Here is a 26390-nt window from a genome sequence, read left to right on the forward strand (position 1 = left end):
CGTATGATTGCAGCGTTGCCGCGCTTCCCCCTTTTCGCCCTTGCGCTGGTGGGCCTCGCCCTCGCGGGATGCTCCGAACAGAACAAGGCGCCGCAGGCCGCACCGCAGGCCGCGCCGGTGACCGTCGCCAAGCCGACCGTGCGCATCGTCACAGATTATGACGAGTATGTCGGCCGCTTCACGGCTGTCGATCTCGTGCAGGTCTATGCCCGCGTTTCCGGCTATCTGCAGTCGATCAACTTCACCGATGGCCAGCTGGTGAAGCAGGGTGATCTGCTGTTCACCATCGACAAGCGCCCCTTCCAGGTGGCGCTCGATCAGGCGCAGGCGAACCTTGCCAGGACGCAGGCGGATCTCGATTTTGCCCAGGCCGACCTCCAGCGCGCCCAGACGCTGATCGAGGACCGGACCTCGACCGCCATTTCCAAGCAGACCTTCGACCAGCGCCTGCAGACCGAACGTTCGGCGCGCGCCAGCGTCACCGGCGCCGAGGCGGCGGTCCATTCGGCACAGCTTGACCTCGAGTTCACCGATCTGCGCTCGCCCGTCACCGGCCGCATCGGCGACCGTAAGGTCTCTGTTGGCAACCTCGTCACCGGCGGCGCGGGCGGGGTGAACACCAACACACTGCTCGCCACCATCGTCTCGATCGACCCGATCTATTTCGAGTTCACCTATGACGAGGCCTCGTTCCTGCGCTACCAGCGCATGGCCAAGCAGATGGGCGAGGGCGCCAAGCCGATCCCGGTCGAACTGGGGCTGATCGACGAAATGGGCTTCCCGCACAAGGGAACGCTGAACTTCGTCGACAACCAGATCAGTACCGAGACCGGCACGATCCGTGGCCGCGCCGAATTCGCCAATGCGGGCGCCACCTTCACGCCCGGCATGTTCGGCCGCATCCGCGTGCCGTCCTCCACGCCGCATGACGCCGTGCTGGTGCCGGATGTCGCCATCGGTACGGAGCAGACGCGGAAGTTCGTCTATGTGATGCAGCCGGGCGACCAGCCCCAGGTGCCGCAGATGAAGTATGTGACGCTGGGTCGTCAGATCGACGGGCAGCGCATCATCAATAGCGGCCTGACCAAGGACGATCTGGTGGTGGTGAACGGCCTCGTGCGCATTCGTCCGGGCGCGCAGGTCATCGGTAAGCTCGAGCAGCCGGCTGCGCCGGCGGGCACCGGTACGGAAGCTCCCGCCGCCAAGCCTGCCAACTGAGCGGGGGAGCACCAGCCATGCGCTTCTCCCACTTCTTCATCGACCGCCCGATCTTCGCCTCAGTCATCTCGGTCGTCGTGATGATCCTCGGCGCCGTGGCCTATATCGCGCTGCCGGTCGCCCAATATCCCGACATCGCGCCCCCGGTGGTCAACGTAACCGGCCAGTATCCCGGAGCGTCGGCGGAAACGGTGGCCGATACGGTCGCCGCGCCCATCGAGCAGCAGATCAACGGCGTGGAGGGGATGCTCTACATCTCCTCCAACTCGACGGCGGACGGCCGCTTCTCCATCGCGGTCACTTTCGACATCGGCACCGATCTCGATATCGCGCAGGTGCAGGTGCAGAACCGCGTCGCCACCGCGACCCCGCGCCTTCCGCAGGAGGTGCAGCAGATCGGCGTGACCGTCGCCAAGTCCTCGCCGGATATGCTGATGGTGGTGAGCTTGTTCTCGCCGGACGATACGCGCGACTCGCTGTTCATCTCCAACTACGCCAATCTGCAGATCAAGGACCAACTCCAGCGCGTGCCGGGCGTGGGCTCCATTACGGTGTTCGGGTCGCGCGACTATGCGATGCAGGTTTGGCTCGATCCGTTGAAGTTGCAGGCGCTAGGCCTGACCGCGACAGACGTGACCGCTGCTCTTGAGGCACAGAATCTTCAGGTCGCCTCGGGTGTGCTGAACTCCCCGCCCGTTGAAAAGCAACTGGCCTTTCAGGTGGCGGTACGCACCCTCGGGCGCCTGTCGACGCCGGAGGAGTTTGGCAACATCGTCGTCCGCCAGAGCGGCAATGCCGTGGTGCGCCTGCGCGATGTCGCGCGTATCGAGATCGCCGCGCAGGACAGTTCGTCGATATCGTACTTCGATTCCAAGCCGTCGGTATCGCTGGGTATCTTCCAGTTGCCCGGCTCCAACGCGCTCGCCACGGGCGAGGCCATCGAGCGCCAGATCAAGGAAATTTCCAAGGGGTTCCCGTCCGGCGTCGTTTATTCAACCGCCTATAATCCGACCCAATTCATCGCCGAGTCGGTGCGCGCGGTCGAACACACGATTTTCGAGGCTATCATCCTCGTCGTTATCGTGGTGGTGATCTTCCTGCAGACGTGGCGCGCGGCGATCATTCCGATCCTCGCCATTCCAGTCTCGCTTATCGGCACCTTCTTCGTCATGAGCCTGTTCGGCTTCTCGCTGAACAACCTGTCGCTTTTCGGCCTCGTGCTCGCCATCGGCATCGTGGTCGACGACGCCATCGTCGTGGTGGAGAGCGTTGAGCACAACATCTCCACGGGTCTCAGCCCGCGCGACGCCGCCTACAAGACAATGGACGAAGTGGGCGGGGCGCTGGTGGCGATCTCGCTGGTGCTGGCGTCGGTGTTCATCCCCACAGCCTTCATCACCGGCATTTCCGGCGAGTTCTATCGCCAGTTCGCGCTGACCATCGCCGGCTCGACGCTGATCTCGTTGCTGGTCTCGCTGACTCTGTCGCCGGCCCTCTGCGCCCTGCTGCTCAAGCCGCACAAGGGGCCGGACCACAAGCCCGCCTGGTATGCGCGGCCGATCACCGGGTTCTTCTATTACTTCAACAAAGGCTTCAATGGGCTGTCGGGCGGCTATGGCTGGCTCACCGGCCGGCTGGTGCGCTTCGCGGTGGTGGTCCTGCTCGTCTACGTCGCCATTCTCGCCGGCGGCTTCAAACTGTTCACGATGACGCCGCAGGGGTTCATTCCGGCGCAGGATCGTGGCTACCTCATTGTCGCGGCGCAGCTGCCCGGTGGGGCCTCGCTGGCGCGCACCAATGAGGTGATGAATCGCGCGGCCAAGGAAGTGCTGGCGACGCCCGGCGTGGCGCATGTCGTCAACATCGTCGGCTTCTCCGGCGCGACCTTCACCAACGCCCCCAATGCCGGCGCGATGTTCGTTATCCTCGGTCCGGCTTCCGAGCGGGCGCAGCATCAGGGGCAGTCTGCCCCGGCGATCCAGGGTCAGCTCTTCGGCAAGCTCGCCTCGATCCAGGAAGCCTTCATGATCGTCGTCATGCCGCCGCCCGTGCAGGGCATCGGCAATGCCGGCGGCTACCGCATGATGATCGAGGATCGCGGCGGGCGCGGCTATGGCGCGCTTCAGGGCGCGGTCTACGCGATGATGGGCCGGGCCAACCAGACGCCGGGTCTGAGGCAGGTCTACTCGCTCTTTGAGACCTCCACGCCGCAGCTCTTCCTCGACATCGACCGCACCAAGGCGCAGCTCCTCGGCGTTAATATTGCCGATGTGTTCTCGACGCTGCAGACCTATATCGGCTCAAGCTACGTCAACGACTTCAACCTGTTCGGCCGCACCTACCGGGTGCAGGCGCAGGCCGACGCGCCCTACCGCCTGACGCCAGAGGACGTGCTTCAGTTGCGGGTGAAGAATGCCGAGGGCCAGACTGTGCCGCTCGGCTCCTTCACCACGGTGCGGGACATTTCCGGCCCCTACCGCGTGCCGCGCTACAACCTCTACCCATCGGCGGAACTTGACGGCGACGTGGCCGGCATCTCGCAGGGGCAGGCGATCCAGCTCATGCAGCAAATCGCCACCGAGACCCTGCCGGACGGTTTCTCCTTTGAGTGGACGGCGCTGGCCTATCAGCAGGTGCGCGCCGGCAATACGGCGATCTTCGCCTTCGCGCTGGGCGTGGTCTTTGTCTTCCTCGTGCTGGCGGCGCAGTATGAAAGCCTGACGTTGCCGCTGGCGGTCATCCTCATCGTCCCGATGTGTCTGATCGCGGCAGTGGTGGGCATTCTGTTGCGCGGCCAGGACAACAACATCCTCAGTCAGGTCGGCTTCATCGTCCTGATCGGTCTTGCGGCGAAGAACGCGATCCTGATCGTCGAATTCGCCAAGCAGCTGGAGGACCGCGGGGAGGGTCGCTTCACGGCCGCGACCCATGCGGCGCAGTTGCGTCTGCGTCCGATCATCATGACCTCGCTCGCCTTCATCCTCGGTGTGGTGCCGCTGGTTTGGGCGACGGGCGCGGGTGCGGAGCTGCGTCAGGCGCTCGGCACGGCGGTGTTCTCCGGCATGATCGGCGTGACCTTCTTCGGCCTGCTGTTCACCCCGACCTTCTATGTCGTCACCCGCTGGATCGCGGGCTTCGGCGAGCGGCGGCGGGAGCGCGCTCGCGAGGCGTCGTCGACGCCGCAGTGAGGCCGTCAGGAAACAAAAAAGGCGCCCTGCGGGGCGCCTTTTTCTTCACGACGTCAGTGGTTCAATCGAGTACGGCGGCCTTCAGCAGGCAGACCATGGTCGCCTGGGCCGGTTCCGTGCCGAGATTGCGGATCACATGCCGCCGGTCGCAGCGATAACGCAGCGTCTCGCCAGCGCGCGCCACCTCGGTGACATCCGCGCATTCGACCTGCAATTCGCCGGAGAGCACTGACAGGCACTCGATGGAGCCGCGCTGGTGGCCGTCCGAGATCAATTCGCCGCCCGGCTCGGCGAAGAAGTCGAACCATTGCAGCCACTCCACCGTCTTGATCCAGCCGGTGATGGTGAGGCGGCATTTGCCGTCTTCCGAGACCAGGATCGGGGTATCCGCGCGCGTCAGATGCTCGACAAAGGGTTCATCGTCGGTGGCGGACATGAAGCGGTCGATCGACATGTCCAGCGCCTGAGACAGCCGCCAGACCGTAGCCAGCGTCGGGTTAGTCTCGTTGCGCTCGATCTGGCTGATGATGGACTTGGCCACGCCCGACTGCTCGGAAAGCTCCGACAGCGAGAGATTATAGGCCTTGCGCAGGCGCTGGATGGTGCGGCCGAGCTGGCCGGTGATCGCCTGCGCGCCGGCTTCCATGCCGCTGCGATCGAGACTGCGTGTGCGGCCCGACATGCTCTCTCTGTTCCCCCGTTGAGACGGAAATCTAGGGTGCCCGGCCCATCTGGCGCAACCGTGGCCGGCATTTACCGGACCGTTGTCCCGGACTGTGTGCAACGCGGCAACGCCTTGTCGGTAAAAGGGGGATGCGGAGCGCGGCGCGGCGCATTAAACTCGCGGCATGACGCACGCTAACGCTCTCCCCACCATTGACGACATCCTTTCCGCCGCCGAGCGCCTGGCTCCGGTGGCGGTCCGCACGCCGCTCATCAGCTCGGCCAAGCTGGACGAACTGACCGGCGGGCGCGTTTTCCTGAAGCCGGAGCCGCTTCAGCGCACCGGCTCGTTCAAATTCCGAGGCGCCTATAACCGCATCTCGCGCCTTGGCGCGGAGCAGCGGATCGGTGGTGTCGTCGCCTGTTCCTCGGGCAACCACGCGCAGGGCGTGGCAGCGGCCGCCACGCTGATGGGGATGCCGTCCGTCATCGTCATGCCGAAGGACGCGCCGGCCATGAAGAAGGCGCGAACCATCGCCTTTGGCGGCGAGGTGGTCGAGTATGATCGCGAGACCGACGACCGTGACGCCATCGCCGGCGCTATCGCCCGCGAGCGCGGGGCGGTCTTCGTGCCGCCCTATGATGATTTCTACATCATCGCCGGGCAAGGCACGGTGGGCCTGGAGATCGCGCAGGATCTCGCCGCGCAGGGGCTGGCCCCCGATGTCGTGATCGCCAATGCCTCCGGCGGCGGACTGGTCTCCGGCATTGCGCTGGCGGTGAAGGACCGTTTCCCCGAGGCGCGGGTTATGACGGCCGAGCCGGCGGGCTTTGATGATCACGCGCGCTCCTTCCGATCCGGCGGGCGCGAGCGCAACAACCGCGTCAGCGGCTCGATCTGCGACGCGCTGATGGCGGCGACGCCGGGCAAGCTAACCTTCGAGATTTCCTCGCGAATCGTCGGGGAAGGGGTATCCGCCACCGATGAGGAGGTGGCGCGTGCCGTCGCCTTCGCCTTTGAGGAACTGAAGATCGTCGTCGAGCCGGGCGGCGCGGTGGCGCTGGCGGCGGTGCTGGCGGGCAAGGTGGACCTCGCCGGCAAGACCGCGGCGATCGTGCTCTCCGGCGGCAATGTCGATGCGACGGTCTTCGCGCGCTGCCTTGCGGCGGCGTGAGGTTCAGCCGGCGGCCTTGAGCCGGGCGAAGCGATCCTGCGCGGTCTGGATGTTGGTAAGGAATTGCTGCGTGCAGGCGCGCCAGGAATAGCGCAGCGCGTAGGCGCGGGCGTTGTCGCGTGACACATCGAGGGCCCCGATGGCGGCGCGGCGCAAATCAGTGTCGAGCACGCCGGCGGGGGCGTCGTGTGGGGCCTCGCCGATGACGTCCATCGGGCCAGTGACGGGGAAGGCGGCGACCGGCAGGCCGCTGGCGAGGGCTTCCAGAAGCACGATGCCGAACGTGTCGGTCAGGCTCGGGAAGACGAAGACATCGGCCGACGCGTAGATGCGGGCGAGCGCCTCGCCTTCCTTCAGCCCGAGGAAATGCGCGGCTGGATGCTTGGCCTCAAGCTCGGCCCGCGCGGGGCCGTCGCCAACCACCACTTTCGAGCCGGGAAGATCCAAGTCCAGGAACGCGCTGATGTTTTTCTCAACCGCGACGCGGCCGACGGAGAGGAAGATCGGGCGCGGCAGGCTGGCGACGAGGGCGTCCTGCTCCGCTGGCGGGCGGGGGCGGAACTGTGTGGAATCAACGCCGCGCGACCAGCGCATGATGTTGTGGAAGCCACGTCCGTGGAGTTCACGCTCTAGCGTGGCGGTGGAGACCATGATCCCCGCGCCGGCATTGTGAAATCGACGCAGCCACGCATAGGACAGCGCCTGCGGCACCGGGGCGCGGGCGGCGAGATATTCCGGGAAGCGGGTGTGGTAGCTCGTGGTGAAGGTCTTGCCGCGCGACAGGCAAACCCGGCGGGCGAGCAGGCCGATGGGGCCTTCGGTGGCGATGTGGACGAAGTCAGCGCCGATCTCGTCCATGCGACGGGCCACCATGGCGCGCGTCGCCAGCGCCAGGCGGATCTCCGGATAGGTCGGCATGGGCAGGGTGCGAAAATCGCCGGGCGTCAGAAATTCGATATGCGCGCCAAGGCCTTCCGCTTCACGCGCGGTGTTCTGAAGCGAGCGCACCACGCCGTTGACTTGCGGTGTCCAGGCGTCGGTGGCGATCAGGATGCGCATCAGGCGGCGACTTTCGGCCTTTCGAGAAGCAGCGGAGCGATCGTCTTCGCGCGGGTCTCACGCGCCCAGTCGATCAATTCAAACCGGCCGTCCATGTGCTCGACGATGGCGGTGCAGCTTTCCACCCAATCGCCGCAGTTCAGATAGGACACACCAAAGTTGTCGTGCATGATGGCGTGGTGGATATGCCCGCAGATGACGCCATCGACCTTGTGGCGGCGGGCCTCCACGGCGACCGCTTCCTCGAAGCGGCCGATGAAATTCACCGCGTTCTTGACCTTGAGCTTAGCCCACTGGCTGAGCGACCAGTAGGGGAAGCCGAGCTTGCGCCGCATCCAGTTGAGATGTGTGTTCATCCCCAAGGCGAAACTGTAGGCGCCATCGCCCAGGAAGGCGAGCCATTTGGCATGGCGCACCACTACGTCGAACACGTCGCCATGGATGACGAGGTAGCGCTTGCCATCGGCCGCCTCATGGATCGCGGTCTCCACGACCTCGATGCCTCCGAAGTGGCTGCCATAATAGTCGCGCAGGAATTCGTCATGGTTTCCAGGTAGATAGACCATGCGCGCGCCCTTACGGCCCTTGCGCAGCAGCTTCTGCACCACGTCATTATGGGCCTGCGGCCAGTACCAGCCGGAGCGCAGGCGCCAGCCATCAACGATGTCGCCGACGAGATAGATGGTGTCGGCGTCGTGATATTTCAGGAAATCGAGCAGCAGGTCCGCCTGGCAACCCTTGGTGCCGAGATGGACATCTGACAGGAACAGGCTGCGATAATGGCGCTCTTCGGGTGCGTCGGTCACCTCGAAAGCCCTCCCCGGCATGCCCAAAGCGGGCTTTGCGATGGCTTCATGACGGGGAGATAAGCCTGAATCGCATCACCGTTTTATGACGTGGGGGCAGGTGATGCTGCGCTGCAGCGTCAGAGGAACAGCATGACCACGCTCGCCGCCACCAGTGCGGCCATCACGTAATTGACGATGCGCTGCTGGCGCGGGGTGGAGAGAAGGCGGGCGAGCAGGGCGCCGAAGCCGGCCCAGACGCAGAGGGAGGGCAGGGTGACGATGGCGGAAACGCCAGCCAAGACAAGGATTTCCCCCACGATGCGGTCGCCGCCGACGGTGGTGAAGGCCGGCACCATGGAGAGGGCGATGGTCCAGGCCTTGGGGTTAACCCATTGAAAGAGCGCGGCTTGCAGGCTGGTCATCGGTTTTTCGATGGCGGTGCCGCCGGTCGTTTCGCCGGCATTGGCGATCTTCCAGGCGAGGAACAGAAGATAGAGCGACCCGATGATCTTAAGCGCCTGATGCGCATAGGGAATCGACAGAAACACGGCGCCGAGGCCGAAGCCGACCGCCATCACCATCAGCGCGAAGCCGAAGGTGACGCCCCAGATCTGCGGCAGGGTGCGCCGAAAGCCGAAGGCGGCGCCCGAGCCGGCGGAAATCATGTTGTTCGGCCCGGGGGTTAGCGCCCCCGCCACGGCAAAGAGGAACAAGGGGAGGAGATGGCCCGTGGCGAGCGGGTCTGCGGCGATGACGGGCACGGGACGGCTCCCTATTGGTCAGTCATGCTGACATTTTTTGCCACTAGGCGCCTGTTTCGACGCCGGTGCAACCCGAAAACAACGCGCGCCCGTACGACGAAAAACGGCCGGATTATACATCCGGCCGTCGTGTATTGTCAGTGCAGTCAGGTGGACGATCAGGCCAATGAGACCAGTGTGCGTGACCGATCAGGCCGATCACGCGCGATGCCTCAATGGGCGATGAAGAGCGGCACCGGCGGGTTGGCGAGCAGCGAGGCGGTGACGCCGCCGAGAATCATCTCGGCGAAGCGCGAGCGGCTATAGGCGCCCATCACCACGAGGTCGGCGCCGAAGCGGTCGATCTCCCGGCCGAGGGCGATCGTGGCCGAGCCGTCGCCGACATGGACGTGGCGGGCGTTCACGCCATGGGTCTTGAGATAGGCGGTGAGCTGGGCGCCGGAGGCTTCCACCGTGTCGCCGCCCTCGGCGATGGTGACGACTTCCACCTGGTCGGCGGTGGCGAGCAGGGGCAGGGCGAAGCGCACGGCGTGGCCGGCTTCGCGCGAGGGCTTCCACGCGACGAGCACCTTGCCGATGCGGGCCGGCACCGGCTTGCCGGTCGGCACCACGGTGACGGGGCCGTTGCAGGCCAGCGCGAGATGCTCGGGCAGGGTGGCGGCGAGCTGGTCGTCCACCGTGCCATAGGGCGTCTCGCTGACCACGGTGAGATCGGAGAAGCTGACCGCATCGCGCAGCGCCGAGGTGACGTCGCCCTCGATGATTTCCCAGGTGCCGGTGACGCCGCCAGCGGCCAGCGCCTGCTCATACTGCGCCTTCAGGGTCGGCTCCTTGGCCTTGGCCTCGGCCACCAGCTCGTTGACATAGATCGACAGCGCCCGGCCCACGCGTGGCACGCCGGTCGGGTAGAGCGTGTAGACCGTGCGGATGGCGGCGCCCGCCTGCTTGGCGAGGGCGACGGCGAAGGCGAGCCGATCGGTGAAGCCAGTATCGGCGGAAGCGTGCAGGAGAATGGTGCGGATGGCCATGGCGGAGTTCCTTTCGATGGGCGGATCGAAGCTGTTCGGCTGTTCTTGCGCGGTGACCTTAGGTGATGTGGGGCGCTGGGAAATCGGGGAAACCCCCATACGTAGGCTCCGTAATGCCAGCCGCCGCCGGCGCTCGTGAGGTTGCCGGGGATGGCCTGCCGTTGCGGGATCACGTCCCCGCGAGCCAGCCTTTGACCGATTGTCACAGTCTGGAGCCTTACTAAGGTGCGGATGGGGAGTCGGCTGCCGGCTCCATCTCAAGGGGAGCCTTCATGAATCGTCGTCTTCTGGCCTGCGCCGCCGCTGTCACCGCCCTTCTTGCCGGAACCGCCGTGATGGCGCAGTCCGATGTCATCAAGCAGCGCCAGGTGATCCTGAAGGGGTTCGGCGACGTGACCAAGCCGGTCGGCGGCATGCTGCGCGGCAGTGCGGCGTTCGATCTCGCCACGGTCCAGAAGGCGCTCGACGCCTATGCCAAGGGCGGCAAGGAGCTGCCGGCGCTGTTCCCCGCCGGTTCGGGCACCGGCGATACCGACGCCCTGCCGGCGATCTGGCAGGATCAGGCGAAGTTCGATGGCCTGTTCGCCAAGCTCGCCTCCGACGCCACGGCCGCGCGCGCGGCCATCACTGATGAGGCGAGCTTCAAGGCGAACTTTCCCGGCGTGATCCGCACCTGCGGCACCTGCCACGACAGCTTCCGCAAGAAGAGCTGAGCGTGCGGGCCGACACCGCTGCGGGCACGGTGCTCGCCTGGGATCTGCCGACGCGGCTGGCCAAATGGCTGCTGGTCGCGCTGGTGGGCCTCGCCTTCGCCAGCAAATATTACGGCGATGCCGGGCTGGTCTGGCACCAGTGGAACGGGCTGAGCATCCTCGTGCTGCTGGTGTTCCGCCTGCTCTGGGGCGTGGTCGGCGGCAGCACGGCGCGCTTTGCCAGCTTCGTGCGCGGGCCGCGCGCCGTGGCGGGCTATGTGCGGGGGCTGCTGCGCGGGCATCCGCCGCATTATCTCGGCCATAACCCGGTCGGCGCGCTGGTCATTCTCGGGCTGATCGGCCTTGTGGGGGCGCAGGCGCTCACCGGGCTGTTCACCACCGACGACATCATCGTCTATGGCCCGATGACGCCGGTGGTGAGCGACGAGACCATCGCGCGGGCCTCCGCCCTGCATCAGCAGATCTACCCGATCCTGCTGGGGCTCATCGGCCTGCATGTCGTCGCCAACATCGCCTATTCGCTGGTCGGCCGGGACAATCTGATCCGCGCCATGGTCACCGGCCGCAAGCCGGCGGCGGGCTTCGTGGACCGTGCGCCGGCGACGCCGGGCTCGGTGCTCGCCGCGCTCGCCTGCCTCGTTGTGGCGGGCGGAATCGTGTTCGGTGGTATCGCGCTGGCGGGCGGGAATCCCTTTCCCTAGGCGCCGGTGCGATTTGGCGCGCGAGCCGGGGCGGCCTTCACGCAAAAGTCGTCGCCCCGACCGCTCGGGGCTGCTTGCGGGCCCCGGCGGACTCGTGCTCCAAGCGCGCCATGAACGCGCTCAAGGGGATCGCGCTGCAGATCGGCGCGACCTTCCTCTTCACCATCATGTCCGCCCTGGTGCGCATCGTCTCGGCCCATGTGCCGACCGGCGAGGTGGTGTTCGCGCGCTCCTTCTTCGCGCTCATTCCGCTGCTGATCCTCCTCGCCTGGCGCCGCGAGATCGGCGCCGCCATCCGCACGGCCCACCCGCTCGGCCATATCGTGCGCGGCACGGTGGGCGTCGGCTCGATGTCGCTGGGCTTCGCCGCGCTGGCGCTGATCCCGCTGGCGGACGCCACCGCCATCGGCTTCACCGCGCCGCTGCTCACCGTTATCTTCGCGGCGATCTTCCTGCGCGAGCGGGTGCAGGCCTATCGCTGGGGCGCGGTCATGGTCGGGCTGATGGGCGTGGTCATCATGCTCTGGCCGCACATGGCGGGCGATTACGATGCGCCGGGCCACAAGATCGGCGCGCTGCTGGCGCTGCTCGCCGCCGGCTGCACCGCCGGGGCGATGATCCAGGTGCGGCGGCTGACGCAGACCGAGACCACGCCGGCCATCGTGTTCTATTTCCAGGCGCTGGCGGCGGTGGCGGGGCTCGCCACGGCCGCCTGGGGCTGGGTGGTGCCGACGCCGGGCGAGGCGGCGCTGCTGGTCAGCACCGGGCTGGTCGGCGGGGTCGGGCAGATCCTGCTCACCGAGAGCTACCGTTACGCGCCGGCCTCGGTGGTGGCGCCGTTCAGCTATTCGGCCATGCTGTGGTCGCTGCTGCTCGGCTTCATCCTGTTCGCCGAGGTGCCCCCGCTCCTGGTGCTGGCGGGCGGCACCATCGTCATCGGCGCCGGGCTGTTCGTCATCTGGCGCGAGCGCCAGCTCGGCATTGACCGGGCGAAGGAAGACGCCGCGGCAACGCCGCCGGCCGGGCCCACGCCGTAAGAAGGCCTCCGCTCAGAACGCCTTGAAGGTGATGAGGGTGCGGGTGTCCTGGATGCCGGGAATCTTCTGCACCTTCTCGTTCACGAAATGGCCGATATCGGTGCCCTCGGCGACGTAGAACTTCACCAGCAGGTCGAACTCCCCGGCGGTGGAATAGATCTCGGAGGCGATCTCGGCATCGGCGAGGGCGTTGGCGACCTCATAGGAGCGCCCGAGCTGGCATTTGATCTGCACGAAGAAGGGGACCATGGCGGCTTTCCGGCGGTTCACGCAATGGCGCCACAGGACCAGAAGCCCGCCGGGCGCGCAACCCCGCTCGATGTTGTCCCGCTTGCATGCCCCGCGTGCATCCCGCTTGCACCCGCCCGCGCCATCGCCTATCTGCCGGACACGACAAGAACCGTTGGGGTGCCCGAAGGGCTGAGAGGCGACGAGCCAACCCACGAACCTGATCCGGGTCATGCCGGCGGAGGAAACGGGTCGCGCGCGCTCCGCCAGCGGGGCGTGCGGCGCGTTTCGTCGCCCGGCAAAGGAAGCGCGAGAATGACGCCAGCAGCAGCGCCCACCACCGCCATCGCCGTGACCATTGCCGGCTCCGATTCCGGCGGCGGCGCTGGTATCCAGGCCGATCTCAAGACGTTTTCCGCGCTCGGCGTCTATGGCGCCTCGGTCATCACCGCGCTGACTGCGCAGAACACGCGCGGCGTCACCGCCATTCATGACGTGCCGCCGGATTTCCTCGCCGCGCAGATCGACGCGGTGTTCTCCGATCTCGCGGTGAACGCGGTGAAGATCGGCATGCTGTCGCGCCCCGAGGTCATCGAGGCGGTGGCGGCGGGGCTGGCGCGGCATGGTCAGCAGACGGTCGTGCTCGATCCCGTCATGATCGCCGCTTCGGGCGACCGGCTGCTGGTGCCGGAGGCGATCGAGAGCCTGCGCCGCGTTTTGCTGCCGCGCGCGCTGCTCATCACCCCGAACCTGCCGGAAGCCGCCGCGCTGCTCGACGCGCCGGTGGCGACGTTGCTCAGCGAGGTGCGGGCGCAGGCGCAGACGCTGCTGGCGATGGGCCCGCGCGCCGTGCTCATCAAGGGCGGGCATGGCGAGGGGCCGGAGAGCGTCGACGTGCTGCTCGACGCCGAGGGGTTCGTGGAACTGGCGGCGCCGCGCGTGGCCACCCGCAACACCCATGGCACGGGCTGCACGCTCTCCTCTGCCATCACCGCGCATCTGGCCAAGGGCCATTCGCTGCGCGAGGCGGTGGAAGGAGCAAAAGCGTATCTCACCGCCGCCATCGGCCGGGCGGATGATCTCACTATCGGCGAGGGCCACGGGCCGGTGCATCATTTCCACGCGTGGTGGTGACGGCGCCGTGGCGACATGCGGGTAATAGCGGCGGGCTCGTAACCGTGGGGCCGGGCTGCTATCGAGGCGGCATCGCCTCTCCCCCGAGTCCCCGCGCGTGCTTGTCCTCGCCCCCCGCATCGCCATTCCCGTCGCCTATGCCGGGCTGTTCTTCGGCATCGGCGTCTACATCCCGTTCTTCCCGATCTGGTTGCAGGGGCGGGGCTTCGATGCCGGGCTGATCGCGCTGACGCTCGCCGTGCCCTTCGGCATCCGCCTGTTCACCATGCCGCTCGGCGGGCTGGTGGCGGACCGCAGCGGGCGCCCGCGCGCGACGCTGGTGGTCTATGGGCTGATGACCGCGCTCGCCTTCTGCGCGGTGGCGCTGGCGCCCGGCACCGGGCTGATGCTGGTCGCCCTCGCCATCGCCGCCTCCTTCTGGCAGCCGAGCCTGCCGGTGCTCGACGCCTATGCGGTGGCGCGGCGGGCGGAGGGGGTGATCGATTATGGCCGGGTGCGGCTCTGGGGCTCGCTCGCCTTCATCGCCGGCAATTTCGCCGGGGGCTTCCTGCTGCCGCATCTGCCGAAGGACGCGACCGTCTGGCTCATCGTCGCCGGCAGTCTCGTCGCCGCGCTGGCGGCGCTGACGCTGGAGGAGATGAAGCTGCCGGAACGCACAGCGCGCGCGGGCTTTCCCCGCATCCCGCGGACGCTGGGCCTCGCCATTGGCGCGGCCGCGCTGGTGCAGGCCTCGCACGCCACGCTCTATGCCTTCGCCTCGATCAACTGGCGGGCGGCGGGGCTCAGCGATTCCGCGGTGGGGCTGATGTGGTCGATCGGCGTCATCGCCGAGGTCGCGCTGTTCCATGTCGGCACGCGGGTCACGCAGCGCCTCGGGCCGGAGAAGCTGCTGCTGATCGGCGGGCTCGCCGGCGTGCTGCGCTTCGGGGCGATGGGGATGGACCCGCCGGACGACCTGCTGCCGGTGCTCCAGCTGCTGCACGCGGCGACCTTCGGCTGCACCTATCTCGGCACGGTGGAAATGGTCGCCCGCCATGCGCCGGAAGGGCGCGGCGCGGCGGTGCAGGCGCTCGCCGCCTGGGCGACGACCATTGCCATGGCGCTGGCGACGCTCGCCGCCGGCCCGCTCTGGCAGGCCTTTGGCGGGCACGCCTTCCTGTTCTCAGCGCTGCTGGCAGGGCTGGGCGCGGGGATCGCGGCGAGCCTGACGCGGCGCTGACATCAGCCCCAGAGCGCCGGATCGGGCGGGAAGACGCGGCTGCCCTCATAGACGAGGCCCGGCGTGCGGTCTTTCGCCAGCAGCAGCGGCCCGTCCAGATCGACGACCTCGGCCATGCTCGCCAGCAACAGCGCCGGGGCCATGGAGAGCGAGGTCGCCACCATGCAGCCGACCATGATCGACAGCCCCGCCGCCTGCGCCATCCGGGCGAGCGCCAGGGCCTCGGTCAGCCCGCCGGTCTTGTCCAGCTTGATGTTGAGCGCATCATAGCGGCCGACGAGATCGGCCAGCGTGTCGCGCCCATGCGCGCTCTCATCGGCGCAGACCGGCACGGGGCGGGTGATGACGGACAGCATGGCATCGTCGGCGGCGGGCAGCGGCTGCTCGACCAGCTCGACGCCGGCCGCCGCGCAGGCGGCGAGGTTGGCCGCGAGGTTGCCGGCGTTCCAGCCCTCATTGGCATCGACGATGAGCCGGGTCCGCGGCACAGCGCGGCGGATGGCGGCGAGGCGCGCGGCATCACCCTCGGCGCCGAGCTTGAGCTTCAAGAGCGCGTGGCCGCTGGCGGCGGCGGCTTCCGCCATCGCCTCTGGCGTGCCGAGGCTGAGCGTATAGGCGGTGACGACGGGGCCGGGGGCCGGCAGGCCGGCGATCTCATGCACGCGCGTGCCGCTGCGCTTGGCCTCCAGATCCCACAGCGCGCAGTCGAGCGCGTTACGCGCCGCGCCGGGGGGCAGGATGTATTGCAGCGCATGGCGGTCGGCCCCGGCCTCGATGGCGCGGCGGGCGCTCTCTATGGCGGCGGTGACGCCTTCCACGCTCTCGCCATAGCGCGCATAGGGCACGCATTCGCCACGTCCAAGCGCCGCCCCGTCGCGTATCTCCACCGCGACCACGACGGCCTCGGTCTTCGAGCCGCGCGCAATGGTGAAGCTGCCACGGATGGGAAAACGTTCAACGGCGAGGGACAGCGTGGGCATGGGGCGTCAACCGGTGGGGACGGAACGAATCGCTCAGCCCACTCTAGGCGCCCGCCCGCGGCTCTGGCGAGACCGGCCGTCGCCGCGAAGGGGCGCGGGCGGGCGGGCGCGGCGCGCGCATGGGTCAGGATAGGGCCGATGGTACATCCTTGCGTCACAGGGAAAGCACAGTTTTCGAGCTAGAACGATTTGGCATCATCAAGATACCCGCAGCAAGCCGTGGCGCCTCGACAGAGCATGAGCCGCACGGCTATGAAGCAAAAGCGCAAATTGCGCGTGGCCGGGCCGCGCGCCGCCGTGCCGTCACCCGCCGCAAGGCGGCGTCGAAACCGAATGGGAGCTGCTGATCTTGGGAGCCGCTGAGGCACCGCTGCTCGCCACGGCGCGCCATGGGCGCGAGCTGGTGATCGTCGGCAATGGCCGGTGGGTCGCCGCGCAGGGCCGGGCGCTGGAAGGCGTCGTCGAGGCGGCGCTGGAGGAGCTGCGCGCGGGCGGTGCCGAGACGGCGCGGCTGGATTTCTCCGGCGTGCGCCGGCTCGACACGGTCGGCGCGGTGATGCTCGACCGGCTGATCCGGGCGCTGGACACAGCCGGCGTGCGCGCCCAGCTCGTGGGGCTGGAGCGGCGGTTCCACCCGCTGCTCAAGGAAATCACCAATGGCTGCCACGAGGTGCCGCCGGTCAAGCCGCATGCCAATGCGCTGGTCGGCTCGGTCGAGCTGATCGGCAAGGTGGTGGTGGAGACCGGCCAGGACGCGCTGTTCTTCCTCTCCTTCATCGGCGCCGTGGTTGGGGCGCTGCTGCGCGTGCTGGTGCGCCCGCACACCTTCCGCTGGACCTCGATGGTCTATCACCTCGAGCGCACGGGGCTGCGCGCGGTGCCGATCATCGCGCTGATCACCTTCCTGATCGGCTGCATCATCGCCCAGCAGGGCATCTTCCATTTCCGCAAGTTCGGCGCGACGACCTATGTGGTCGACATGGTGGGCATTCTCACCCTGCGCGAACTCGGCGTGCTCATCGTCTCCATCATGGTCGCCGGCCGCTCCGGCAGCGCCTTCACCGCCGAGCTCGGCTCGATGCGGATGCGCGAGGAAGTGGACGCGCTGCGCGTCATGGGCTTCGACCCGAACGAGGTCCTGGTGCTGCCGCGCCTCGTCGCGCTTATCATCGCCGTGCCGCTGCTGACCTTCATCGGCAATATGTGCGCGCTGTTCGGCGGCGGGTTGGTGGCCTGGCTCTATGGCGACATCTCGCCGACCATCTTCCTGCACCGGCTGCAGGAGGCGATCGCGCTCAACACGTTCGAGGTGGGCATGATCAAGGCGCCCTTCATGGCCGCCATTGTCGGGCTCATCGCCTGCATGGAGGGCATGCGGGTCGGTGGCAGCGCCGAATCGCTGGGCGCCCACACCACCGCCTCGGTGGTGAAGGCGATCTTCCTGGTGATCGTGATGGACGGCCTGTTCGCCATGTTCTTCGCCGCGATCGACATGTGAGGGGCGAGGGGCTTTCCGACATGATGCACAGCCACAGCGACGCCCAGCCGATCCCCGACATCCAGCCGGGTGAGCCGATCATCTCCGTGCGCGACGTGGTGGTGGCCTTTGGCGAGCGCACCATCCTCAAGGGCCTGTCGCTCGACGTGATGAAGGGTGAGATCATGGGCTTTGTCGGCGCCTCGGGCGGCGGCAAATCGGTGCTCACCCGCACCATTCTCGGCCTCGTGCCCAAGCGCTCGGGCACGGTGGAGGTGTTCGGGCAGGATCTCGACACGCTGAACTATGAACAGCGCCGGCAACTGGAACAGCGCTGGGGCGTTCTGTTCCAGCAGGGCGCCCTGTTCTCCTCGCTCACCGTGCGGCAGAACATCCAGTTCCCGATGCGCGAATATCTCGACCTGTCACCGCAATTGATGGACGAGATCACCATCGCCAAGGTGGAAATGGTCGGGTTGCAGCCGGATGTCGTGACCAAGATGCCCTCCGAACTCTCGGGCGGCATGATCAAGCGCGTGGCGCTCGCCCGCGCCCTGGCGCTCGACCCGGAAATCCTCTTTCTCGACGAGCCGACCTCGGGTCTCGACCCGATCGGCGCCGGCGAATTCGACGAGCTCATCGCCACGCTGCAGCAGACTTTGGGGCTGACCGTATTCATGGTAACCCACGATCTCGACAGCCTTCACACCGTCTGCGACCGCATCGCCGCCCTGGCCGATGGCAAGGTCATCGCCGTGGGACCGATCGACACGATGCTCGCCTCCAAACACCCCTGGGTTACCGCCTATTTCCACGGAAAGCGGGCGCGTGCGGCTGGCTTTGTCGAGCAGGGGGCGCGCTGAGGCACCATGGAAACACGCGCCAATTACATCATCATCGGGCTGTTCACCCTCGCCGTCATCGCGGCGGCCTTCGCCTTTGTGTGGTGGTTCAGCGGCTCCTCCGGCCGCGGGCCGCGCACCAATTATGACGTGGTGTTCAACGGCCCCGTCAGCGGCCTTCAGACCGGCTCGGCGGTGACCTTCAACGGCATCCCCGTCGGCGAGGTGACCGGCCTCAGGCTCGACACGCAGGATCCGCGCCGGGTCGTCGCCACCGTCGCCGTGCAGCCGACGACGCCGGTGAAGTCCGACACCCGCGCCCAGCTCGACGCGCAGGTGCTCACGGGCCTGTCCTCTGTCGGGCTGATCGGCGGCAATGCCGGCGCCGAGCCGCTGCCCACCCCGCCCGATGGCGAGCTGCCGCGCATCCAGGCCGATGCTAGTGCGGTGCAGGATCTGATGCAGGGCGCGCGGCAGGTCATGGGCCGCGTCGACGACATCGCCCGCCGGGTCGACGACCTGCTGCGGCTGAACGAGACCAAGATTTCCTCGGTCATCGACAATGTCGACAAGTTCACCACGGCGCTGGGGAATAACTCCGGCAATATCGACCAGCTCATCACCGATGTGAGCTCGGCCGCCAAGCGCATCGACACGCTCGCCGGCAATCTCGACCGCACCGTCTCGGCGATCCAGCCGGAGAAGGTGACGGCCACGATCGACGACATCAGCCGCTTCACCGCGCAGCTCGAGGGCATGTCGACCAAGATCAATGCGATCCTCGACAATGTGAACGGCCTGACCGCCTCGGAAGAGGGCAAGGGCATGTTCGCGGAAATTACCGGCGCCGCGGCGGAGGTGCGCAAGCTTGCCGCCAATCTCGACGTGCGCACCGCCGAGCTGACCGCGAACATCAACAAGTTCACCGGTCCGGGCCTGCGCCAATACGAGGCGCTGGCGGTCGACGGGCGGCGTACGCTGGCCGAGATCGAGCGGGTGTTCCGCAATCTGGAGCGCAACCCGCGCCAGTTCATCTTCGGCGGCCAGTCCGTTCCGAACTATACGGGGCGCTAGGCGATGGTCGGTGTGAACGCACAGAAGAACAGGGAAGGCGACGTGACGGCATCTGACGTGACGCTGACGGACGTGACGGGAACCGAACGCCGCCACCGGCTGGCCGGCACAGCGGCCATTCTCGCGCTTGCCCTCGGGCTCGGCGGCTGCGCCTCGCTGCTCGGCGGTGGCGACAAGGCCCTGCCGACCTTCGACCTGACGGCGCCGGCGGGATTCAGCGCCCCCCGCGCGGGTTCGGCGCAGCTCGTGGTGGCAGGCTCGACCGCGCTGCAGGTGCTCGACACCGAGCGGATCGTCGTCGAGCCTCAGCCCGGCCAGATCACCTATCTCGGCAAGGCGCAATGGGCCGACCGGCTGCCGGCGCTGTTCCAGGCGCGGCTGATCCAGTCCTTCGAGAATTCCAGCCGTGGCCGCGCCGTCGGCCGGCCGGGTGATGCGATCAACGCCGATTACACGCTGCTGACCGACATCCGTGCCTTTGGCCTCCAGACCTTCGGCGAGGGACCGGAGGCGGTGGTCGAGGTGTCCGCGCGCATCGTCAGCGCCAGCACCGGGCGCATCGTGGCGGCGAAGGTGTTCACCGCCCGCGCCCCCGCTGCCGGGACCAGCGGACCGGACGCGACCGGCGCGCTCGACGCGGCGTCCGATCAGGTGTTCGTGGACATCGTGACCTGGACCGGCGGGCGGGTCTGACGCCCTGCCTGATGTTCCGCTCCCATGAAAAAGGGCCCCTTGCGGGGCCCTTTTTGTATGTCTGGGGCTGACCGGACCGCGCAGCCGCTAGTCGAAGCGGCCGGCGGCGTGGGCGAGCAGGGTGTAGACCTTGCCGGTGTCCGAGGTCAGGTAGGTCTTGGTGAGCTGCTGGCCGCGCTCGTCGCGCCCGACCTGCTCGATCAGCCGCTCGAACTCGCCGATATAGCGGTCCACCGTGTCGCGGAATTCGAGGTCGCGCCGGTATTTGCGGCGGATTTCCTCGAAGGTCTGCTGGCCCTGCATGGTGTAGAGCCGGCGGGTGAACACGTTGCGCTCGCCGCGCTTGTAGCGCTCCCACAGATCGACCGCCGCCTCATGGTCGATCATCCGGGCGATGTCGACGGAGAGCGAGTCGAGCGACTCGATGGCGTGGTGCACCGGACGCTCGGATTCGCGCTCGACACGGGCCGGGCGGCCCTCCGGGGCACGGCCGCGCGGGGCGGACGGCGCCAGCGAGGGGCCTTCATGGTCGGCGCGGGCGAGCAGTTCCGACAGCCAGCCACCCTGCTGGCCCTCAGTGGGCTGACGGGCCGGGGCGGACGGCGTCGTCACAGGACGGCGCGGGGCAACGGGCGCGGCCGGGGCGGGACGCGCGGCGGCCGGGCGGGACGGCTCGTAGCGCGGCGCGGCGGGCTGGGCCGGGCGAGCCGGCTCATAACGCGGTGCCGGTTGGGCCTGACGCGGCGCGGGCGGGGCCGGACGGGCGGCGGGCTGAGCCGGGGCGGGACGGGCCGCCACGGGAGCCGGCGCCGGAGCCGGAGCCGGAGCCGGCGTTGGCGCCGGAGCAGGAGCCTGGGCGACCGGTGCGGGCGCCACCGGCGCCGCCACGACGGGCGCCGCGACGACGGGGGCGGGGGCTTCGATCACCGGGGCGGGGGCCACCGGCGCCGGAGCCTGAGCCTGCGGCAAGGGCTGCGGCGCGCGGGCGCGGATGCCGTTATCGACATCCAGCGTGCGGCCATGGCGCGAGACGATGTCGTTCAGCTCGGCCAGTGCCTTGATCTGCTCGGCGATGGTGCGGCGCATGGCCGAGGCGTTGGCCTCGGTCTCCTCGGGCAGTTCGAGGATGCCGCGCTTCATCTCCTCGCGGGTGGTCTCCAGCATGGTCTTGATGGCGGCGACCGAGTCGCGCAGCTCCTCGGCGGTGCCGTGGAAGCCGCGGCTGGCGTCGCCCATCAGCGTGTTCACTTCCTCGACCGCCTGGCGATAGGTCTCGCGCAGCGAAGCGAGGGTGCGCTCGCGCTCGGCTTCGGTCGCGCTGCGGATGTCCTCCTGCTGGGCGACGATGGTGCTGGTCGACTGGCTTGCGGTCTCGAGGATCGCCTTGGACAGCTCGGCGACGCGCTGTTCCGCCTTGCTGAAGGTCTGCTCGATCGAGCGGGCATAGGCACCGAGGCGCTCGTCAAGCTCCGCCGTGCGTCCGCCCACCTTCTCGGCGACCGCGAGCAGCGCCTCGTGGCGGCCGCCGAGCGTCTCGTCGAGATTCTCATGCGCCGCGCCGAGAGCGGTGGCGACGCTGGTGATGATGCCGGCCTGCTGGCTGAAGTTCTCGCTGAGCGCGGTGACATCCTGCAGCACGCTGCCGGAAACCTCGCGCAGTTCGCGGATCTGCTCATCCATGCGGGTGGAGGCGCCGCGGCTGGCTTCCTCGACGCTGTAGACCGTGCTCTGGAAGGCCGAGAGGCGCTCGCTGATCGCGCCCTCGATGGCGGCGAGGTTGTTGGCCGAACCGGCCAGCACGTCCTGCAGCTGGACATTGACCTCGCCAAGCCGCTCCAGCAGCCCGGCGACATCGCCCTGAAGCGCCTGGTTGGTGGCGCCGATCTCGGCGACGGCCGCGCGGCCGCTCTCGGAGATCGCCTCGATGAGGCCGGCGCCGCGCCCTTCGAGCGCGCCGACGAATTCCTCGGTGAGGCGGGAGAGCTCGCCCGTGGTGAAGTCCGCCGTCTGTCGGGCGGCATCGACGATGGTGGCGCCCCGCCCGTCGAGCGCGGTGACCAGTTCCTCGGTGACGCGGGAGAGCTCGCCCGTGGCGAATTCCGCACTCTGGCGGGCGGCATCGACGATGCTGCTGCCGCGCCCGTCCAGCGTGGAGACGAACTCCTCGGTGAGGCGGGAGAGCTCGCCCGAGGTGAACTCGGCGCTCTGGCGGGCGGCTTCGACGATGTTGTTGCCGCGCCCGTCCAGCGTCTGGACGAATTCGTCGCCGACGCGGGAGAGCTCGGTGCTGGCGAATTCCGCCGTCTGGCGGGCGGCGTCGACGAGGTTGCTGCCGCGCTCGTCGAGCGTGCGGATGAACTCCTCGGTGAGGCGGGTGAACTCGGAGGAGGTGACGTCGCTGGTCTGGCGCACCGTCTCCACGAGCTGCGAGCCGCGCCCGTCAAATTCAGCGAGCAGGGCGTCGCTGGCGCGGGCGATCTCGTCCACCACCTGGCCGCTGACATGCTTGACGGTGTCGACGAGGTGCGAGCCGCGCCCGTCGAATTCGGTGAGCAGGCCGTCGCCGGCGCGGGCGATCTCGCCGGTCACATGGCTGGAGAGCTGCTGGAGCGCGGAGACCACGTCGCCGCTCTGATTGCCGAGATTGGCGAGCAGGTCGTCGCCGATGCGCGCCATTTCGGTCGCCGTGGTCTGGCTGGAGCGCTGGAAGGCGTCCAGGAGGCCGGCGGTGCGCTGCTCGACATTGTTCAGCACCTCGTCGCTCATCTGCATGAGCTGCTCGGCGCGCCCGCCGGTCGCCTGCTCGAAGGCCGAGACGATGGCGTCGGAGCGGGTTTCCAGAACGTGCAGCAGTTCCTCGCTGGCGCGGGCGATGTCGTCCACCGCGCCGGAGCGGGTGTTGTCGAGCGCGCGCACCAGATTGTCGCGATGGTCGTCAATGGCGGCGAGCAGCTCGCCGCTGGCGCGGGAGATTTCGCTGGTGATGCCGAGGCTGCGGTCTTCCAGCGCCGCGAGCAGGCCGTTGCCGCGCTCCTCGACGATGCGGGCGATTTCATCGGTGCGGGAGTCGAACAGCGCGGTGACCTCGCCGGCGCGGTCGACCAGCGTGCGGCTGACATTGTCGACAAGGCTGGTGAGGCTGCTTTCGATCTCGCCCGCCTCGTTGCGCAGCTGGCCGGCGACCGCGCCGATGCGCTGGCCGAGCAGGTCCGCCATGGCGGCGCCGCGCACCTCGACGGAGGTAGCGACATTGTCGATGCGGCCGATGACGGTTTCCTCGAAGCGGTTGACCCGCTGGTCGAGCGTGTCGGCGATTTCCTGCGCGCGGGCCGCCAGCGTGCGGTCGGCCTGCTCGATGCGGTCGCTGAGCTGCTCGGTGACCGCGCCGGCGCGGTCGTCGAAGAAGTTGCTGAGCACGTCGAGCGAGCGCGTCATCGCGTCGTTCGCCTTCATCGCGCCGTCGGTCAGGGTGCGGGCGGCCTGATCCATCCGGTCGCTGATGCCGGCGGTGACTTCCTGCGCGTGCTGGGTGAAGAAGCCGTCGAGCACGCCGAGCGACTTGTCCATCGCCTCGGTGGCGAGGCGCGCGCCCTCGGTCATGGTCTGGGCGAATTCCTGCGTGCGGCCGGCCAGCGTCTCGTTGAGGCCTTCCACGCCGCGGTCGAGCACGCCCTCAATGTTGGCGATGCGCAGATCCAGCGAGGAGGCGACCTGCTCGGTCTTGGCGGTGATCTGGTCGTCAAAGCCGGCGAGGTTGGCGTCCATTGCGCGGGTGATGGCGTCGACCCGCTCGGTGATGCGCTGGACGACATCCGAGCCGTTGGTCTGGAGCACGGTGTCGAAGTCGCGCAGGCCGTCGGTGATCTGCCGGCCGAGCAGCGAGGTGTCGGTGGCGATGCGGGCGGCGAGCTCGTTGCCGCGCACCGAGATGGTCTCCTCCAGCATCTGCAGGCGGGAGTTCAGCATCTCGCGCACCGCTTCGGCGCGGTTGCCGAGGGCGGAGGTCAGCTCGTCGGCGGTCTCGCGGAACTGGTCGGTGGCGCGGTTGCCGCGCTGGGCGATGGCCTGGGCCACCTCGTCGCCAGCAAGCGTGATCTGCTCGCTGACCGCCGTGCCGCGATAGGTGATGTCGGAGGACAGGCGCGTGGCGGCATCCGCCAGCGTGTCATGGGCGTTGGCGCCCGCGTCGGAGATCTCGCGCACCACGCGCTGGCCGGTCTCGCCGAGCAGGCGCTCCAGCTCGGAGCCGCGCACGGCAATGGTGTCGTAGATGCGGTTGCCGGTATCGGCGATGCGGTCGGCGAGGTCGTCGCCGCGCACGGTGATGGTTTCGGCGACGCGGTTGCCGGTCTCTTCCAGCTTGCGCACCACTTCCCCGCCACGCACCGACATGTCGAGCACCAGCGACTCGCCGGTGGACTTCAGCGTGTGGTTGACCTCGCTGGCGCGGATGGCGATCTCGTCGGCGAGGCGCGTGCCGGTGCCGACCAGCGCCTCGGTGATCTCGTCCGAACGGGCGGCCAGCGTCTCGGTCAGGGTGTGGGTGGTGGCGGTGAGCTTCTCGCCCATCTCCGTCGTGCGGGTGGTGACGACGTTGGACAGCTCGGTCGCGGTGCTCAGCAGGCGGGCGCCGATCTCGTCGGTGCGGTTCGCCAGCGTGTCGGTGAGGTTGGCGGTGACGCCGGAGAGGCGCGTGGTGATCTCGTCGGTCTGCGACGTCAGCGTCGAGATGAGGTGTTCGCTGGCTTCCGACAGGTTGGTGTTGACGTCGGAGCCGGTGGCCTGGAGGCGGTCGATCAGGTCGCCGCCCTTCTCGGACAGCGCGTCGATGATGGTGTCGCCGACGCGGCCCAGCGCCAGCGTGATGTGCTCGCCCTTGTCGGAGAGCGTGCCGGTGACGCGGTCCGCCGCCTCGTTGATGGTGGCGTTGATGCGCTCGCTGACGCCGTCCACCTCATGGGTGAAGGAAAACTGCGCGCCGGAGATGGTCTCGCGCAGATGGTCGGCATGGGTGAGGATCAGCTCGCGCTCGGCCTGGAGGCGCTCGATGAGGTGGCGCATGCGCACCTCGTTTTCCTCATAGGCGTGCTCGAGCGAGGAAATCTCGCTGCGCACCAGCGCTTCCAGCTCGCTGGCGCGGGCGATGGTGCGCTCCACGCCGTCATCCATCGCGGCGACCTCGCGGCGCACCACCTGGCTGACATTGACCACGGCGTCGGCGCCCGAACGGTCGGGCTCGGCGATGCGGATCGCCACCTGCGCCATGGAATGGGCGACGATGCGCATTTCCTGCATCCGGCTCACCATGGCGGCGAGCACGGCGAAGAACACCGGCGGCACGACGAGGCCAGCCAGCGTCGTCAGCAGGGCGGTGGAGGAGAACAGGTCGGCGCCGGGCTGGCTGAACTGGGCGTAGGAGATCAGGCCGCCAAGGCCGAGCCACAGGGCGGAGGCGCCGGTGGCGAGGTAATAGGGCGTCGGCGGCGGGCGGCGCTGCAGCGCGGAGAGCAGCTGGCCGATGGTCTGGCGGTCGTCATTGGCGGCGCGCGGGCCCTGCGGGGCCGCACGGTTGGCACGGCGCGGCTCGGCGGTGGCGGGCGCGGCAACGGCGGCAGCCGCCGCTCCGGCGACGGCACCGGCGGCAAGGGCGGGCGCGATGGCCTCGGCCGCGGCGAGGGCCGGCGCGGCGGGAACGTCGTCACGCGCGGCCGGCTCGGCGGATTCCAGACCGAAATCGAAGCGCGGCTCGACATGCGGCGCGTAGGACGGCTCGGCGTCGGCCGGGTCGGTCAGCGGCAGCTCGAAGGCGTCGTCGGGATAGGGCTCGCCCGTCAGCGTGTCGGCGTCGAGATCGCTGGCGCTGAGGAACGACGGTTCGTCGAAGAGCGGGTCGCGGAAGGCGTCGTCGCCGGCCGGGTCGAAGGCGCTGGTGCGCTCCTCGATGCGCGGGCTCTGCGGCTCGCGGGCGGGGGGCAGATCGACGCCGGTCGGGCTGAAGTCCTCGCCGGTGGCCTGCCGTGCGCGCTCGGTCTCGTCCGTCGCCGGCGAGGTGGCATCCGCGTCATCGGTCACAAGGTCGAGGTTCAGAGCTTCCTCGATGGCCGACAGCGCGGCCTCCGCGGGATCCTGATAAACCTTCTTCGTATTCGTCGACATCGGCGCCTGCCTCCGGTCCGTACGCTACTCCGACCGGCTTTCGCCGTCGGCCCGGGGTTAGCGAGAGACTGCCGCTCCGCCCGCTCCGGCAACTACCGGGGCTTGACGAGAGAAACGGCAATCCACCGCACCTTTATCCTACGCTCTTGCACAATAAAAATGGAACTGGGGTTAATGCAGCGATTGAGGTTATCGTTAACGCGCTGTTCACCATGTCCGCTAACGCCTGATTCATGACTGTGGCGCGGGTGGTTGC

Annotated in this window: 20 protein-coding genes and 1 riboswitch; of the genes, 12 read left to right on the top strand and 8 right to left on the bottom strand. The window is 68.2% G+C overall.

What is annotated here, in order from left to right; all coding sequences use genetic code 11:
- Positions 1-3: 3 nt before the first annotated feature.
- Together OU996_RS12710 and OU996_RS12715 are read left to right on the top strand one after the other, a co-directional pair.
- A complete protein-coding gene (locus tag OU996_RS12710; RefSeq protein WP_267581986.1) occupies positions 4-1218 on the top strand; it encodes an efflux RND transporter periplasmic adaptor subunit in 1215 nt (404 codons plus the stop codon).
- 17 nt (positions 1219-1235) lie between these two features.
- Positions 1236-4406 carry an efflux RND transporter permease subunit gene (locus OU996_RS12715; RefSeq protein WP_267581987.1) on the top strand — a complete coding sequence of 1057 codons (3171 nt, stop codon included), beginning with the start codon at positions 1236-1238 and terminating at the stop codon, positions 4404-4406.
- A gap of 61 nt (positions 4407-4467) precedes the next feature.
- Here OU996_RS12715 and OU996_RS12720 read toward each other — a convergent pair whose 3' ends face one another.
- Positions 4468-5088 (bottom strand): helix-turn-helix domain-containing protein, encoded by a 621-nt coding sequence (locus tag OU996_RS12720; protein WP_267581988.1) that lies wholly within the window; start codon positions 5086-5088, stop codon positions 4468-4470.
- A 166-nt stretch (positions 5089-5254) separates the two neighbouring features.
- Here OU996_RS12720 and OU996_RS12725 point away from each other — a divergent pair, with 166 nt between their 5' ends.
- Positions 5255-6244: a threonine ammonia-lyase gene (locus OU996_RS12725; protein ID WP_267581989.1), complete on the top strand. Its 990-nt coding sequence runs from the start codon at positions 5255-5257 to the stop codon at positions 6242-6244.
- A gap of 3 nt (positions 6245-6247) precedes the next feature.
- Here the strand turns inward: OU996_RS12725 and OU996_RS12730 are convergent, their stop codons facing one another.
- The 4 genes from OU996_RS12730 to OU996_RS12745 form a co-directional block, all read right to left on the bottom strand.
- Positions 6248-7303, bottom strand: coding sequence for a glycosyltransferase family 1 protein (locus OU996_RS12730; protein WP_324290698.1), 1056 nt, complete (start codon positions 7301-7303; stop codon positions 6248-6250).
- The gene (locus OU996_RS12735; RefSeq protein ID WP_267581990.1) at positions 7303-8130 is read right to left on the bottom strand and encodes a UDP-2,3-diacylglucosamine diphosphatase; all 828 of its coding nucleotides are present in this window, start codon (positions 8128-8130) and stop codon (positions 7303-7305) included. Before OU996_RS12735 ends, OU996_RS12730 begins: the two co-directional genes overlap by 1 nt.
- A 98-nt stretch (positions 8131-8228) precedes the next feature.
- A complete protein-coding gene (locus OU996_RS12740) occupies positions 8229-8852 on the bottom strand; it encodes a LysE family translocator (protein ID WP_267581991.1) in 624 nt (207 codons plus the stop codon).
- Positions 8853-9064: 212 nt separating this feature from the next.
- Positions 9065-9880 carry a universal stress protein gene (locus OU996_RS12745; RefSeq protein ID WP_267581992.1) on the bottom strand — a complete coding sequence of 272 codons (816 nt, stop codon included), beginning with the start codon at positions 9878-9880 and terminating at the stop codon, positions 9065-9067.
- A 272-nt stretch (positions 9881-10152) separates the two neighbouring features.
- Here OU996_RS12745 and OU996_RS12750 point away from each other — a divergent pair, with 272 nt between their 5' ends.
- From OU996_RS12750 to OU996_RS12760, 3 genes are all read left to right on the top strand, one after another.
- Positions 10153-10593, top strand: coding sequence for a c-type cytochrome (locus OU996_RS12750; RefSeq protein ID WP_267581993.1), 441 nt, complete (start codon positions 10153-10155; stop codon positions 10591-10593).
- A gap of 2 nt (positions 10594-10595) precedes the next feature.
- Positions 10596-11294 (top strand): cytochrome b/b6 domain-containing protein, encoded by a 699-nt coding sequence (locus OU996_RS12755; protein ID WP_267581994.1) that lies wholly within the window; start codon positions 10596-10598, stop codon positions 11292-11294.
- A gap of 110 nt (positions 11295-11404) precedes the next feature.
- Positions 11405-12331 (top strand): DMT family transporter, encoded by a 927-nt coding sequence (locus OU996_RS12760; RefSeq protein WP_267581995.1) that lies wholly within the window; start codon positions 11405-11407, stop codon positions 12329-12331.
- Between the two features lie 12 nt (positions 12332-12343).
- Here the strand turns inward: OU996_RS12760 and OU996_RS12765 are convergent, their stop codons facing one another.
- The gene (locus OU996_RS12765; RefSeq protein WP_267581996.1) at positions 12344-12580 is read right to left on the bottom strand and encodes an Lrp/AsnC ligand binding domain-containing protein; all 237 of its coding nucleotides are present in this window, start codon (positions 12578-12580) and stop codon (positions 12344-12346) included.
- Between the two features lie 145 nt (positions 12581-12725).
- A riboswitch (TPP riboswitch) is annotated at positions 12726-12823 on the top strand.
- Positions 12824-12874: 51 nt separating this feature from the next.
- Between OU996_RS12765 and thiD the strand changes: the two genes are divergently transcribed.
- Together thiD and OU996_RS12775 are read left to right on the top strand one after the other, a co-directional pair.
- Entirely contained in the window at positions 12875-13693 is an 819-nt protein-coding gene (gene thiD / locus OU996_RS12770) for a bifunctional hydroxymethylpyrimidine kinase/phosphomethylpyrimidine kinase (RefSeq protein ID WP_267581997.1), read from the top strand.
- Between the two features lie 97 nt (positions 13694-13790).
- Positions 13791-14912, top strand: coding sequence for an MFS transporter (locus OU996_RS12775; RefSeq protein ID WP_267581998.1), 1122 nt, complete (start codon positions 13791-13793; stop codon positions 14910-14912).
- A gap of 2 nt (positions 14913-14914) precedes the next feature.
- On the opposite strand, the gene dgcA is transcribed toward OU996_RS12775, so the two are convergent.
- Positions 14915-15892: an N-acetyl-D-Glu racemase DgcA gene (dgcA, locus tag OU996_RS12780; RefSeq protein ID WP_267581999.1), complete on the bottom strand. Its 978-nt coding sequence runs from the start codon at positions 15890-15892 to the stop codon at positions 14915-14917.
- A 349-nt stretch (positions 15893-16241) separates the two neighbouring features.
- Between dgcA and OU996_RS12785 the strand changes: the two genes are divergently transcribed.
- From OU996_RS12785 to OU996_RS12800, 4 genes are read left to right on the top strand one after another with little or no spacing between them, the layout of a single operon-like run.
- On the top strand, positions 16242-17390 hold the full coding sequence (locus OU996_RS12785) for an ABC transporter permease (protein WP_267582000.1): 1149 nt from the start codon (positions 16242-16244) through the stop codon (positions 17388-17390).
- A gap of 20 nt (positions 17391-17410) precedes the next feature.
- Positions 17411-18232: an ABC transporter ATP-binding protein gene (locus tag OU996_RS12790; RefSeq protein WP_420712630.1), complete on the top strand. Its 822-nt coding sequence runs from the start codon at positions 17411-17413 to the stop codon at positions 18230-18232.
- A gap of 6 nt (positions 18233-18238) precedes the next feature.
- Positions 18239-19285 carry an MlaD family protein gene (locus OU996_RS12795; protein WP_267582001.1) on the top strand — a complete coding sequence of 349 codons (1047 nt, stop codon included), beginning with the start codon at positions 18239-18241 and terminating at the stop codon, positions 19283-19285.
- 42 nt (positions 19286-19327) lie between these two features.
- On the top strand, positions 19328-19978 hold the full coding sequence (locus tag OU996_RS12800; protein ID WP_267582002.1) for an ABC-type transport auxiliary lipoprotein family protein: 651 nt from the start codon (positions 19328-19330) through the stop codon (positions 19976-19978).
- A gap of 87 nt (positions 19979-20065) precedes the next feature.
- Here OU996_RS12800 and OU996_RS12805 read toward each other — a convergent pair whose 3' ends face one another.
- Positions 20066-26134 (bottom strand): apolipoprotein acyltransferase, encoded by a 6069-nt coding sequence (locus OU996_RS12805; RefSeq protein WP_267582003.1) that lies wholly within the window; start codon positions 26132-26134, stop codon positions 20066-20068.
- Between the last annotated feature and the right edge of the window lie 256 nt (positions 26135-26390).

Origin of the sequence: Ancylobacter sp. SL191 (assembly GCF_026625645.1) — a bacterium.
Lineage (GTDB): Bacteria > Pseudomonadota > Alphaproteobacteria > Rhizobiales > Xanthobacteraceae > Ancylobacter.

Excerpts from the sequence above, each read along its gene's own strand:
- OU996_RS12710 (WP_267581986.1), top strand. The coding sequence starts at position 4 with ATGATTGCAGCGTTGCCGCGCTTCCCCCTTTTCGCCCTTGCGCTGGTG.
- OU996_RS12760 (WP_267581995.1), top strand. The coding sequence starts at position 11,405 with ATGAACGCGCTCAAGGGGATCGCGCTGCAGATCGGCGCGACCTTCCTC.
- OU996_RS12725 (WP_267581989.1), top strand. The coding sequence starts at position 5,255 with ATGACGCACGCTAACGCTCTCCCCACCATTGACGACATCCTTTCCGCC.
- OU996_RS12805 (WP_267582003.1), bottom strand. The coding sequence starts at position 26,134 with ATGTCGACGAATACGAAGAAGGTTTATCAGGATCCCGCGGAGGCCGCG.
- dgcA (WP_267581999.1), bottom strand. The coding sequence starts at position 15,892 with ATGCCCACGCTGTCCCTCGCCGTTGAACGTTTTCCCATCCGTGGCAGC.
- OU996_RS12750 (WP_267581993.1), top strand. The coding sequence starts at position 10,153 with ATGAATCGTCGTCTTCTGGCCTGCGCCGCCGCTGTCACCGCCCTTCTT.
- thiD (WP_267581997.1), top strand. The coding sequence starts at position 12,875 with ATGACGCCAGCAGCAGCGCCCACCACCGCCATCGCCGTGACCATTGCC.
- OU996_RS12790 (WP_420712630.1), top strand. The coding sequence starts at position 17,411 with ATGATGCACAGCCACAGCGACGCCCAGCCGATCCCCGACATCCAGCCG.
- OU996_RS12715 (WP_267581987.1), top strand. The coding sequence starts at position 1,236 with ATGCGCTTCTCCCACTTCTTCATCGACCGCCCGATCTTCGCCTCAGTC.
- OU996_RS12765 (WP_267581996.1), bottom strand. The coding sequence starts at position 12,580 with ATGGTCCCCTTCTTCGTGCAGATCAAATGCCAGCTCGGGCGCTCCTAT.
- OU996_RS12735 (WP_267581990.1), bottom strand. The coding sequence starts at position 8,130 with ATGCCGGGGAGGGCTTTCGAGGTGACCGACGCACCCGAAGAGCGCCAT.
- OU996_RS12795 (WP_267582001.1), top strand. The coding sequence starts at position 18,239 with ATGGAAACACGCGCCAATTACATCATCATCGGGCTGTTCACCCTCGCC.
- OU996_RS12720 (WP_267581988.1), bottom strand. The coding sequence starts at position 5,088 with ATGTCGGGCCGCACACGCAGTCTCGATCGCAGCGGCATGGAAGCCGGC.
- OU996_RS12730 (WP_324290698.1), bottom strand. The coding sequence starts at position 7,303 with ATGCGCATCCTGATCGCCACCGACGCCTGGACACCGCAAGTCAACGGC.
- OU996_RS12745 (WP_267581992.1), bottom strand. The coding sequence starts at position 9,880 with ATGGCCATCCGCACCATTCTCCTGCACGCTTCCGCCGATACTGGCTTC.